Source organism: Trabulsiella odontotermitis, from assembly GCF_001188485.1.
Taxonomy (GTDB): Bacteria; Pseudomonadota; Gammaproteobacteria; order Enterobacterales; family Enterobacteriaceae; genus Trabulsiella; species Trabulsiella odontotermitis_A.
Map to the genome: position 1 here is coordinate 1 of NZ_JNGH01000059.1, position 12,651 is coordinate 12,651.

The 12,651-nt window shown below is 56.9% G+C and carries 11 protein-coding genes and 2 pseudogenes; 6 read left to right on the forward strand and 7 right to left on the reverse strand.

Annotated elements, in window-relative coordinates; genetic code table 11:
- The 5 genes and pseudogenes from GM30_RS04385 to dapA form a co-directional block, all read right to left on the reverse strand.
- Positions 1 to 1,334, reverse strand: a pseudogene (locus GM30_RS04385) (tRNA(Met) cytidine acetyltransferase TmcA); the annotation flags it as partial.
- A gap of 8 nt (positions 1,335 to 1,342) precedes the next feature.
- Positions 1,343 to 2,206: a KPN_02809 family neutral zinc metallopeptidase gene (gene ypfJ, locus GM30_RS04390; protein WP_049847643.1), complete on the reverse strand. Its 864-nt coding sequence runs from the start codon at positions 2,204 to 2,206 to the stop codon at positions 1,343 to 1,345.
- 127 nt (positions 2,207 to 2,333) lie between these two features.
- Positions 2,334 to 3,047, reverse strand: coding sequence for a phosphoribosylaminoimidazolesuccinocarboxamide synthase (purC, locus tag GM30_RS04395; RefSeq protein WP_049847644.1), 714 nt, complete (start codon positions 3,045 to 3,047; stop codon positions 2,334 to 2,336).
- 113 nt (positions 3,048 to 3,160) lie between these two features.
- Positions 3,161 to 4,192, reverse strand: a complete 1,032-nt coding sequence (bamC, locus tag GM30_RS04400; RefSeq protein WP_049847645.1) for an outer membrane protein assembly factor BamC — start codon at positions 4,190 to 4,192, stop codon at positions 3,161 to 3,163.
- A gap of 16 nt (positions 4,193 to 4,208) precedes the next feature.
- Positions 4,209 to 5,087, reverse strand: a complete 879-nt coding sequence (gene dapA / locus GM30_RS04405) for a 4-hydroxy-tetrahydrodipicolinate synthase (protein WP_049847646.1) — start codon at positions 5,085 to 5,087, stop codon at positions 4,209 to 4,211.
- Positions 5,088 to 5,240: 153 nt separating this feature from the next.
- Here dapA and GM30_RS04410 point away from each other — a divergent pair, with 153 nt between their 5' ends.
- Both GM30_RS04410 and bcp read left to right on the forward strand, forming a co-directional pair.
- A complete protein-coding gene (locus GM30_RS04410; protein ID WP_049847647.1) occupies positions 5,241 to 5,813 on the forward strand; it encodes a glycine cleavage system transcriptional repressor in 573 nt (190 codons plus the stop codon).
- Positions 5,813 to 6,283: a thioredoxin-dependent thiol peroxidase gene (gene bcp, locus GM30_RS04415; protein ID WP_049847648.1), complete on the forward strand. Its 471-nt coding sequence runs from the start codon at positions 5,813 to 5,815 to the stop codon at positions 6,281 to 6,283. The genes GM30_RS04410 and bcp overlap by 1 nt, the downstream gene beginning before the upstream one ends.
- A gap of 36 nt (positions 6,284 to 6,319) precedes the next feature.
- On the opposite strand, the gene GM30_RS04420 is transcribed toward bcp, so the two are convergent.
- On the reverse strand, positions 6,320 to 7,381 hold the full coding sequence (locus GM30_RS04420) for an AI-2E family transporter (protein ID WP_049847649.1): 1,062 nt from the start codon (positions 7,379 to 7,381) through the stop codon (positions 6,320 to 6,322).
- A gap of 224 nt (positions 7,382 to 7,605) precedes the next feature.
- Between GM30_RS04420 and bepA the strand changes: the two genes are divergently transcribed.
- A complete protein-coding gene (gene bepA / locus GM30_RS04425; protein WP_049847650.1) occupies positions 7,606 to 9,069 on the forward strand; it encodes a beta-barrel assembly-enhancing protease in 1,464 nt (487 codons plus the stop codon).
- Positions 9,070 to 9,078: 9 nt separating this feature from the next.
- On the forward strand, positions 9,079 to 9,438 hold the full coding sequence (gene arsC / locus GM30_RS04430; protein WP_049847651.1) for an arsenate reductase (glutaredoxin): 360 nt from the start codon (positions 9,079 to 9,081) through the stop codon (positions 9,436 to 9,438).
- Here arsC and GM30_RS04435 read toward each other — a convergent pair.
- A pseudogene (locus tag GM30_RS04435) lies at positions 9,435 to 10,219 on the reverse strand (transposase family protein). The gene arsC and the pseudogene GM30_RS04435 sit on opposite strands and share 4 nt — an antisense overlap.
- 154 nt (positions 10,220 to 10,373) lie before the next feature.
- Between GM30_RS04435 and GM30_RS04440 the strand changes: the two are divergent.
- A complete protein-coding gene (locus GM30_RS04440; protein WP_049847652.1) occupies positions 10,374 to 11,693 on the forward strand; it encodes a PTS sugar transporter subunit IIC in 1,320 nt (439 codons plus the stop codon).
- A 3-nt stretch (positions 11,694 to 11,696) separates the two neighbouring features.
- Positions 11,697 to 12,650 (forward strand): glycosylasparaginase, encoded by a 954-nt coding sequence (locus GM30_RS04445; RefSeq protein ID WP_049847653.1) that lies wholly within the window; start codon positions 11,697 to 11,699, stop codon positions 12,648 to 12,650.
- Position 12,651: the final 1 nt, after the last annotated feature.

Below are 12,651 nucleotides of genomic sequence, written 5' to 3' on the forward strand. Positions count from 1 at the left end.
CGTAACGCGCCGTCCGATGAGCATTGCAGCCAGCGGACTCCCACCATGCGCCGCCAGCGACTGCGCCACCAGGTTGCCGCGCGGACGACGATATCCCGCCCAGACGGCACGACTGAGGGCGTCGCTCAGCCCGCCTTCATCGACCAGCCACAACGCCCCCGCCAGCCCCGCATCGCTGTGCGCGCAGGCAAAATGTTGCCCGGGAGCATCCATCATGCGGCGCAGATCCAGCGGTGACGTCCGGTAGTGCGCGCTGGACAGCAACTGATACATGGCGACAGGTAACGCCGGGTTTGTCTGCCAGGCGTCCTGCTCCACGCTGGCGTAATCAAGTTCACCCGCAGGTAGCCGCGTGAGACTGTTATCGGCAAACAGCAGCGCTTCGCTGACGATAGCTTCCAGCGGGCAGCCCTGCGCCCAGCGAATCGGGCGAGAAAGCGTCAGCTGGCGCAGATGGGGAAAGCGCGCGCAGAATTTCAGCAGAAAACCACGCCCCGTCCCTTCGTAACCCTGCACCGTCGTCGTCAGCAGCGCGCGTGGGAAGCGCGCTACCAGTTTTTGCAGTACCGGGGAAGGGATTGCCGCGGCTTCATCAACGATCAGCCAGTCTGCGCGCGCCTGCGACGCGAGCAGCGCATCCGGCGCCATAAAGCGGAATTGCTCACCGGCAAAGGCGGCCATCACGTCAGTCGCGCCACGTGCCGGTGCGGTGACGATCGCCGTGCCATTAAGCTGGCGAATGTGCATCCCTGCCAGCGCCGATTTTCCCCGCCCACGTTCCGCCGTTACCACCACCACGCCCGGCGGGCAGTCGGCCAGTTGTGTGAGGATCGCGGCCTGTTCCGCTTCTGGCTCGCCGTTGGCCGGGTGCCATGCCTCGCGGGCGGGAAATGCCGGAAGGGTCAGCGACTGCGCCTGACGCCAGATTATGGTCTGCGGATCGTCAGCCAGCGTGCGGCAAAAATGATGGACAAAGTGGGGAGCAGGAAACGGCTGCGCGGATTCACTCCAGCGAAGCGCGTCTTCATCAGGCCGTTGTGGCCAGACGTCATGCGGTGGCGTCAGCAGCACCAGCCAGCTACCGGCCTGCAGCGTGCCAGCAAGCGCGGCAAATGCCGCGACGTCAAAGCCGCGGCGGGCATCAAACATGGCGTGGTGAAACTCGCGGCCGAGTAGCTTCGCCAGCGCGTTCGGCGGACACCAGGGCTCCGGCAACGTCTGCGACCCGACCTTCAGCCAGTCGCCGGGCAGTTGCTGTTNTCGCCGCTGATGACCAGCAGACGACGAATGCCCTCGTGTTTCATGCGCGCCGTCAGTGCGCAGAGCGCCTCCATCAGCGGGATCAGAAACCTTTGCCGAAGGTGTTACATTGCGCCGGGTCGCCGCCGTCATAGCCGCGTTTGAACCAGGTATAGCGCTGTTGCGAGGTGCCATGCGTGAAGCTGTCCGGCACCACGCGGCCCTGGCTCTGCTGTTGCAGGCGGTCGTCACCGATAGCTTCAGCCGCATTCAGCGCCTCTTCCAGATCGCCCGCTTCAAGCACACCCTGCTGCTGCATGCTGTGGCCCCAGACGCCCGCGAAACAGTCCGCCTGCAGCTCCATGCGTACTGACAGCTGATTCACCTGCGCCTGCGACGCGCCCTGCTGCATCTGCCGCACTTTCGGCTCGATACCGAGCAGTTTCTGTACGTGATGACCCACTTCATGAGCGATGACGTACCCCTGAGCGAAATCACCGTCCGCGCCCAGTTTCTTTTTCATGTCATCGTAGAAGGAAAGATCGATATAAACAGTGCTGTCCGCCGGGCAGTAAAACGGCCCCATCACCGATTGCCCCGTGCCGCAGCCGGTACGGGTTGCGCCGCGGTACATCACCAGACGCGGCTGCTGGTACTGCTTGCCCGACTTCTCGAAGATCTGGCTCCAGGTATCTTCCGTCGTCGCCAGGATCACCGAGGTAAATTTGGCCGCTTCGTCATCATTCGGGCTGATGGAGGGCTGCGAGGACTGCTGGGAAATCGGCTGCCCGGTCAGCAGACCGGTAAGATCCACGCCGTAATAGCCGGCGACGAGCACCACCACCAGCAGAATAATCCCGCCCTTGCCGGTGGGAACACGGAACCCGCGCCCGCCCATCATCGATGGACCGGAATCGCTTCTTCTGTCTTCAACATTGTCGCTTTCGCGACGACCTTGCCAGCGCATAACAACCTCAAACTCTTTATTGATAATAGATAAGATCGTAGGCGGTTCGGAGGAGGATTACCATAGGAAACGAAACGAGAAAACTCAGAGGATGGATTAATCTCCTCTGAGTTTCGGGCGGGAGGGGTTAGTCCAGCTTCACGCCAAGACGGTGCGCCACTTCTTCGTAGGCTTCAATCAGCCCACCAAGGCTCTGGCGGAAACGGTCTTTGTCCATTTTATCCAGCGTTTCTTTGTCCCACAGACGGCTGCCATCCGGTGAGAATTCGTCGCCCAGCACCACCTGCCCTTTGTACAGACCAAACTCCAGTTTAAAGTCGACCAGAATCAGGCCGGCGTCATCGAACAGTTTTTTCAGCACATCGTTGGCTTTATACGTCAGCGCTTTCATCTGCGCCAGATTTTCTTTGCTGACCCAGCCGAAAGTCTCGCAGTAGGACTCGTTCACCATCGGGTCGTGCATGGCATCGTTTTTCAGGAACATATCGAACAACGGCGGATTCAGTTCGATACCCTCTTCAATGCCCAGACGCTTCACCAGTGAACCTGCGGCACGGTTACGCACCACGCATTCGACCGGCACCATCTCGAGTTTTTTCACCAGACATTCGGTATCAGACAGCAGAGCCTCCATCTGAGTCGGGATGCCCGCCGCTTCCAGTTTGGTCATGATGAAATGGTTGAATTTATTGTTCACCATCCCTTTACGGTCAAACTGTTCGATGCGCGCGCCATCCCCTGCTGACGTATCGTTACGGAATTCGAGCACCAACAGATCCGGATTTTCCGTGCTGTAAACGGTTTTCGCTTTGCCGCGATACAACTCAGCTTTCTTTTGCATCTTTTTTCACTCCAGTGAGATTAAAGCTATTAAATTGGCGTTTTTCTGCCGACGCACACGTTTGCGTCACTATACAGAAAAAAGGCTGGATTTCTCCAGCCTCACTGTATTTTTTACTTAAACGCGGCCTGGAAGACGGCGACCAGGGCGTCATTCTGCGACTGCGTCAGCGTATGGCCTTTCGGGTCGATGAATTGCAGGCTGCTGCGGTTATCGAGGTCACCTACCTGCAACTTGTAGTCACCGGAGCTGAGACCCGGATCCCGTGCCCCCAGTTCCTGCCAGCTGCTGTCGGAAAGCGGTTTGTAGGTCACCGCGATGCTGCCCTGAGAACGGGTGCTGTCGGTGACTTCCATGCCCACTTTCTTAAGCGTAGCCGGGAGACGCTGCCACACCTGGTTGAACGGTGCGCGAACCACCAGCATCGGCAAGCCGGTGTCATCAGCGGCGCTCTGCACGTCAAAAGTGGCGCCATCGCGGCCCTGCGCGGCGTTCTGCGCGTTGGTCGCGTTCTGATCGATACCCGCAGAAATCACGTTCAGCATTTCGGTGCTGTAGCGCTGCATGGAGGCGGCGTCGGCCACCGGTTTGCCACCCTGCTCGAGGTTGATCAGCTTAACGACCACGGCCTGCTGATAACCCTGCGGTTTGACAGAGATCTGATAGCGACCGCGGTACTGTTCGTCTTCATCAAGACGGTTCCAGTCAACCCAGTCGGTGCTCAGCGTCTGCGAGGCGTCGTCACGTTTGGTGATAGTGTAATTCTTCGCCTGAAGAATGCTCACCACCTGCGGCCACAATGAACCGCTGCGACCGCTTTCCACTAATAGCGTGGCCGTGTCGCCGGTGTACTGGGTACGGGCACCACTGACCAGCGCCAGCGGCTGGGCTGGCGGACGAATGTCCAGCGCTTTACCCACTGCGCCATTACCGCGGGCAACAGGAATGTTATAGTCGCCGTTCTGAAGCGGCAGGATCATACCGGCAGGCGCATGAAGTTCAGCAAGCGGTGTTGCTTCCAGATAGGATTCATCACCGCTAACCTGACGCTTGTAGCGCGAATCAGAGCTGCAGGCCGCAAGGAGTAAAACAAGCGAAACACCCGCAACCTTCGCCAGGCGCGACTTCTGTACTGAGTAAGCCATCAAATCTCCCTAAACTTTACAGCAAACCGGCGTGCTTAAGCGCGTTTGCGACGATGTGACGAGCGTTGTCGGTAATCGGCGTCATCGGCAGGCGCAGCGTATCGGTTGCTACAAGTCCCAATTCCTTACAGGCCCATTTCACCGGGATCGGATTGGGTTCGACAAATAGTTTGTTGTGTAGTGGCATCAGACGCTGGTTGATGACACGCGCGTCGGCAAACCGCCCTTCAGCGGCCAGTTTACACATTTCCGCCATGTCACGCGCGGCAACGTTGGCCGTTACCGAAATAACGCCCTGACCGCCCAGCTGCATGAAATCCAGCGCGGTGGCATCGTCACCACTCAACAGGATAAAGTCGTCTGAAACCAGCTCTTTGATCTGGTGAACACGACTTAAGTTCCCGGTGGCTTCCTTAATACCGATAATATTTTTTACTTCTGCCAGACGCCCCACGGTCTCAGGCAGCATATCGCAGCCCGTACGCGACGGCACATTATACAGAATTTGCGGCAGGTCAGTATGCTCGGCGATGGTTTTGAAGTGCTGGAACAGCCCTTCCTGCGTCGGACGGTTATAGTACGGCGTGACCGTCAGGCAGCCAACGACGCCGCTGTTGTTGAAACGCTGGGTCAGGCTGATCGCCTCTGCGGTTGCATTAGCGCCCGTTCCGGCAATCACGGGAATACGCCCGTCTGCCAGTTCCAGCGTCATCATCACCACATCGCCATGTTCATCGTGGCTTAATGTGGCGGATTCTCCGGTGGTTCCCACCGAAACGATCGCCGAGGTTCCATTGGCGACATGGTAATCAATCAGTTTTTTCAGGCTTGGCCGATCGACATTACCTTTTTCATCCATCGGCGTGATAACCGCTACTATACTTCCCGTGAACATGGGCCATCCTCTGAGCAGACGTGCAGACAAGAGCTTCAATGGTACGTTTGGTCCTGTAATAAAAGCAAGAGACCAGAGCCGTTCTGAATGTTGTATGCCGGTTTTTTTTATGCTTTCCTTATGATTACCGCACCTTTTACAGGAAGAACAGGTTTGACAGCCTCATCACAACACTATCTGGTGATTACTGCACTGGGCGCCGACCGTCCTGGTATCGTGAATACAATCACCCGTCATGTCAGCAGCTGCGGCTGTAATATTGAAGACAGCCGTCTGGCAATGCTTGGCGATGAGTTTACCTTTATCATGCTGCTGTCAGGCAGCTGGAATGCCATTACCCTGATCGAGTCAACATTACCGTTAAAGGGGGCGGAACTGGATCTGCTGATCGTGATGAAACGCACCACCGCACGTCCGCGACAGGCGTTGCCGTCCACGGTCTGGGTGCAGATAGAGGTGCCGGATTCGCCGCACATCATTGAGCGTTTCACGGCATTATTCGATACGTATAACACCAACATTGCGGAACTGGTTTCCCGTACGCAACCCGGCGAGAACGCCAGTGCCGCGCAATTATTCATTCAAATTACGGCTCATAGCCCTGCGTCGCAAGAAGTCTCAAATATCGAGCAAGCGTTCAAAGCGCTATGTACAGAACTGAACGCACAAGGCAGTATAAGCATCGTCAATTATTCACAGCATGATGAACAGGATGGAGTTGAGTAATGAACCCACTGAAAGCCGGTGACATCGCACCGAAATTTAGCTTGCCCGATCAGGACGGTGAGCAAGTAAATTTGACCGACTTCCAGGGACAGCGTGTTCTGGTTTATTTTTACCCGAAAGCTATGACACCAGGTTGTACGGTCCAGGCGTGTGGTTTGCGCGATAACATGGATGATCTGAAAAAAGCAGGCGTTGAAGTGCTGGGCATCAGCACCGATAAACCTGAAAAACTCTCCCGCTTTGCAGAAAAAGAGCTGCTGAACTTTACGCTGCTCTCCGATGAAAACCATCAGGTCTGCGAACAATTTGGCGTGTGGGGAGAAAAGTCCTTCATGGGGAAAACCTATGACGGCATCCACCGCATCAGTTTCCTGCTTGATGCAGACGGCAAAATTGAACACGTTTTCGATGACTTCAAAACCAGCAACCACCACGACGTGGTGCTGAACTGGCTGAAAGAGAACGCGTGATAAAAGGCCCGGCAAACACTGTCGGGCCTTTTTGCTTTACTCCTCGACCACCGGGCCGTCCGGCCAGGCGTGAACGACGGCTTTGATAAGCGTCGCCAGCGGAATCGCAAAGAAGACGCCCCAGAATCCCCACAGCCCGCCGAAAATCACTACCGACAGAATAATCACCAGCGGATGCAGGTTTACGGCTTCCGAGAACAGCACCGGCACCAGCAGGTTGCCATCCAGCGCCTGAATAACCAGATACACCGCGAACACGCTCCAGAATTCGGTACTGAGACCAAACTGGAACAGCGCCACGCCCACCACCGGGAACGTCACCACGAAAATACCGATGTACGGAATAAGTACAGAAAAACCGACCAGCACCGCCAGCAACAATGAATAGTTGAGCCCGAACAGCACAAAGCCAATCCAGGTCGCGATACTGACCACAATCATTTCAAACACTTTGCCGCGAATGTAGTTGGTGATCTGCTGATTCATCTCTTTCCACACCTGCCCGGCCAGACCGCGATTGCGCGGCAGCACGCGGCGAACGGCGTTGAGCATCTGCTCTTTATCCTTCACCAGGAAAAAGACCATCAGCGGCACCAGCACCAGGTAAACGGAGAGCGTGAGTAACCCAACCAGCGACGCCAGCGAATATTTCACCACTGAATCGCCGAGGGTCAGCATGCGGCTGCGCATATTCTCCGCCACGACATCGACAATACCGACGTCCATCAACGCCGGGAAACGGCGCGGCAGCGTGGCGGCATAGCTCATCAGTTGATTGAGCATCCCCGGCATGTCGCGGATCAGGTTGATGCCCTGTTGCCAGGCAATCGGCATCACCACCAGCGCCAGCAACAGTAGAATGCCGACAAACAGCACCAGCACGATGGTTGTCGCCCAGCGTCGCGAGCAGCCAATGCGCTCGAGTCTGATCGTTGGCCATTCCAGCAGATACGCCAGTACGATGGCGACCAGCAGCGGCGCTAAAAGACCGTTGAAGAAGAACAGGATCACAAACCCTGCCAGCAGGATGACCAGCAGCGCAATCGCCTCCGGATCGCTGAAGCGGCGGCGGTACCACTGCATTAACAACTCAAGCATAAAATCCTTCTTAGGACGCGTTGCGGGATTGCAGATCGTGAATTGTATCGAAATGTCACAGAAAAGACTCCGCTTTTTAATACCGATTCAGCAAACAATAAAAGACCCGGAAAGAAGATTTCCAACCGCCCGTCGGAAAGCTAAACTCGCATAACAAATAACGGTGGAACAATCACGCTTCGCACCGGTCAAACAGGCACATCCCACATTACAGGATTGAGGTTATGTTCACGCAGTTGAGAAAGACGCTGGTGGCGACCCTGATAGCGTCTCTGACGCTGGGTCAATGTCTGCCCGCTTTTGCAGACTCTGCAGATTCGTTGCCGGACATGGGCACCTCCGCAGGAAGCACGCTCTCCATTGGCCAGGAGATGCAGATGGGAGATTATTATGTGCGCCAGCTGCGCGGCAGCGCGCCGCTGATCAACGACCCGCTGTTAACGCAATATATTAATAGCCTCGGCACGCGGCTGGTGTCGCACGCGTACTCCGTACGGACGCCCTTCCATTTTTTTCTGATTAACAACGACGAACTGAACGCCTTCGCCTTCTTCGGCGGTAACGTGGTGCTGCACTCCGCCCTGTTTCGCTATGCTGATACCGAAAGCGAACTGGCGTCGGTGATGGCACACGAAATCTCCCACGTCACACAGCGCCACCTGGCGCGCGCGATGGAAGACCAGAAGCGCAACGCCCCCCTGACCTGGGTCGGTGCACTGGGCTCCATTTTACTGGCGATGGCCAACCCGCAGGCCGGGATGGCGGCGTTAACCGGGACGCTGGCAGGCACCCAACAGGGAATGATCAGCTTTACCCGTCAGAACGAAGAAGAAGCGGATCGCATCGGCATTCAGGTGCTGCAACGCTCCGGGTTCGATCCCCAGTCCATGCCGTCGTTTATGGAAAAACTGCTTGACCAGTCCCGCTATTCGTCACGCCCGCCGGAAATGCTGCTGACGCACCCGTTGCCGGAAAGCCGTCTGGCGGATGCGCGTAACCGCGCCAACCAGATGCGCCCGGTCGTGGTGCAGTCGTCGGAAGATTTCTACATGGCGAAAGCGAGAACGCTCGGCATGTACAACTCCGGGAAAAACCAGCTCACCAGCGATCTCCTCGATAACTGGGCGAAAGGCAACGTGCGCGAGCAGCGTGCCGCGCAGTATGGCCGCGCGCTACAGGCAATGGGCACCAATAATTATGCCGAGGCGAGCAAACTGCTGCAGCCGCTGTTGAGCGCCGAGGGGCAAAATCCCTGGTATCTCGATCTGGCGACCGATATCGATCTCGGGCAGAAAAAAACCGGCGACGCCATTAATCGCCTGAAAAATGCCCGCGATTTGCGCAATAACCCGGTATTGCAGCTGAACCTCGCCAACGCCTATCTGGAAGCGGGCCAGCCGGGTGAAGCCGCGACCCTGCTCAACCGCTATACTTTTAACAATAAAGACGACACCAACGGCTGGGATTTACTGGCGCAGGCGGAAGCCGCGCTGGGCAATCGCGATCAGGAACTGGCCGCGCGCGCAGAAAACATGGCGCTGGTGGGACGTCTTGATCAAGCCATTTCCCTGCTGAGCAGCGCCAGCTCGCAGGTGAAACTCGGAAGTCTGCAACAGGCACGCTACGATGCGCGCATCGATCAGTTCCGACAGTTGCAGGAACGCTTCCGTCCGTACACCAAAATGTAAGGAGTAATGATGTCTGACGCCGTCACGATTTATCACAACCCGCGCTGTTCCAAAAGCCGCGAGACGCTGAGTCTGCTGAAGGAAAAAGGCGTGGAGCCGCAGGTGGTGCTCTATCTGGAGACCCCGCCGGATGCGGCGACGCTGCGTAATCTGGTCAAAATGCTGGGCCTGCGCAGCGCCCGTGAGTTGCTCCGCCAGAAAGAAGATCTCTACACCTCACTGGCGCTGATGGATCCTGACCTGCCGGAAGAGGCGCTGATTCTGGCGATGGTGGAACACCCGAAACTGATCGAGCGCCCGATTGTGGTACATAACGGCAAGGCGCGCATTGGCCGCCCGCCGGAACAGGTGCTGGAAATCCTCGACTAATCTTCCTGCCGCAGCGCTTCCAGAAAAGCCTGCGGCGTTTTTTCTCCCAGTTTTTTCTGCGCCCTGCCCGTATTCCATAAATGACACAACCGCTGCACCGTGCGGTCGGGTTCATCAAGCGCGGGGATCAGTTCCGTCAGCGAAACGCCGATCTGAATTGCCTGCGGTTCCGTCTGCGCGGCGACGTTGCACATCACGTCGGTGCGCGTCAGCGCGAAGCATTTCGCCTGATTTGTCTCAATACATTGAATCTCAGCCGGACACGCCGACAGCGCATCATCCAGCCAGTGATTGACCAGCGCCGGTGAGATCCCCGAAAACAGCCGTGCGTAACACCAGCCGCTGACCGGCTCCTGCGCCCACAACAGATGATGATCGCCGCCGTCGTCCATCGGCAGGGCCNCGCTTTCAGCGCCTTTTTCCCCTGCAACACCCCGTCTTTGCGCCCTTTATGCGCCGGACGCAGATAGCGGTTCAGCGTCGCCCTGGAAACCGGAATGCCCAGCCCCTCGTTGACCATAAACAGTAGCTCATCCAGCGGCGCGCGCAGCACATCCCGCAGGGCGTTAATTAATGCCTCCTGCTCTTGTCTCAGTGCTTTGTGTATCACATGCGGTGTGGTGTGATGATCGGCGATCTGGCTGCGGTTGCGCCAGCGGCGCACGGTAGTGACTGAAATTCCCAGCTCTTTCGCCAGTTCTCGGTCACTTTTATCCGATTCCTGTAAGTATTTCCGGGTACGTGGCGTGGTGGTGGCATTGGCATGTAGCTTAATTTCCATTAGCGTTTCCTGCTAAAGATATAACCAATCATATGAGATTTATATTAATTACGCGAATGCATTGTGAGCGGTTTCACCTTTCCGCTCGCCGCTTTCTTCGATAATCCCTATACATAACACACACAACGTCTCTTGATCTTGTACGGAGTTCACAATGAACAATGTTCTGGGATTTCTTGAAGCAAAACTGATGCCGCTGGCGGCCAAAACCGCGCAACAGCGTCATCTTGGCGCCATCCGCGGCGCCTATGTTTCATTCATGCCATTTATTATTGTCGGGTCAATCCTGCTGGTTATCTCCTCGTTCCCCAATCAGACCTATCAGCAGTTTATGTCTCAGGCCTTTGGTGAGAGCTGGAGCGCGATTATTGAGATCCCGTTTAACGCGGTGTTCTCAACCATGTCGCTGTTTATCGGTTTTCTGGTCGCCTTCCGCCTGGCGGAGTATTACAACGAGGACCGCATCTCCTGCGGCATTCTGGGGCTGGTCTGTTTTCTGATCCTGACGCCGTTTATCAAAGTGGCGGAAAACGGCGGCATTACCGTGATCCCGGTGGAATGGATCGGTACCAAAGGGCTGTTTGTGTCGATGATCGGCTCGCTGATCTGGACCGAACTGTTCTGCTGGCTGAAACGGAAAAAACTGGTGATTAAGATGCCGGATGGCGTACCGCCGGCGGTACAGGAATCCTTCGCGGCGTTAATCCCGGCGCTGGTGGTGATGATTCTGGTGCTGATCATTCGCATCGCCTTTGAGAACACCCACTACACCACCATCCACCAGTTTATCTATGAGGTGGTCGCCACGCCGGTGCGCCATTACGGCACTTCCTATTTCGGCGCGCTGATGACGGTGTTCAGCATTACCATACTGTGGTCGGTCGGGATCAACTCCGGCTCGATGATCAACGGCATTATCCGTCCGCTATGGATGGAAAATCAGACCGATAACATCGCCGCGATCCAGGCGGGTGTCACTCCGCCGCACATTATTACCGAACAGTTTTTCGACATGATCTGGATGGGCGGTGCCGGAGCCACGCTGTCGCTGGTGATCGCCATGCTGATTTTTGCCCGCAGCAAAAACATGCGCGAAGTGGCAAGACTCGGCGCGGGCGCGTCCATCTTTAACATCAACGAGCCGATTCTTTTTGGTCTGCCGGTGATCATGAACCCGATCATGCTGATCCCGTTCAACCTCGTGCCGCTGGTGCTGGTCACCATCCAGTACGCGGCGATGAAAGTGGGCGCGGTGGCAGTAACCACCGGGGTGTTTATTCCGTGGACGCTGCCGCCGGTGATCAGCGGATTTATCGTCACCGGACACCTGAGCGGCAGTGTGATGCAGATCCTCAATCTGCTGATCGGTGCCATGCTTTACCTGCCATTCATGCGTATTGTCGACAAGCAGTATCGCGCTGCAGAAATAACGTCATCCGCAGCCGCGGATAACACGCTGGCAAAACAGGAGTAAACGATGTGGGGAATTATCGCCACCTGGCGAATGGCACTGGAAGGCGTGACCGCGTCGGCGGCTGCGCTGGCAGCAGGGAAAGCGGCCCCGGGCGCCGTTGTTGACGCCGTTGCGGCGGTTGAAGATTTTCCGTTTTATAAATCGGTGGGCTACGGCGGGTTGCCTACCGAAAACGGTGAGGTGGAGCTGGACGCCGCCTTTATGGATGGCGACACGCTGGCGTTCGGCGCGGTGGGCAATTTGGTGGATATCGCCAACCCGGTGAAAGTCGCCCACGCCCTCAGCCGCCAGCGCTATAACAGCGTGCTGGTCGGCCAGGGCGCACGCGAATGGGCGCTCAGCCAGGGCTTTGCGGCGAAAGAGATGCTCACCGAACGCGCCATGCAGCATTACCGCAAACGATGCCGGGAAACGCTCGATAAAGGGCTCAGTCCGTATGACGGTCACGACACCGTCGGCATTATTGGCCTTGATACTCATCACTCGATGAGCGTCGCCACTTCCACCAGCGGCCTGTTTATGAAAAAACGTGGGCGCCTTGGCGACTCGCCAGTCATCGGTTCCGGGTTTTACTGCGACAGCGAAACCGGCGCGGCAACCGCCACCGGCGTGGGGGAAGATCTGATGAAAGGCTGCGCCAGCTACGAAATCGTTCGTCGGATGGCGCAGGGCATGACTCCACAGCAGGCCGCGGATTCGGTGGTGTGCGAGCTGGAAGACAAGCTGATGTCGCGCTTTGGCCGCGCCGGAGATCTGTCGGTGGTGTGCATGAACCGCAACGGCGAATTTGGTGCCGCCACTAACATCAAAACGTTTTCTTTTGTGGTCGCCACCGCCACGCAGCCGTTGACGGTATTTCGCGCCGAGCGCATCCGCGAAAAGACGCATTATCAACCGGTGGACGACGAATGGATGCAGGCCTACGCCGCGCGTATTCGAGCCCCCATCGAGGAGTAAC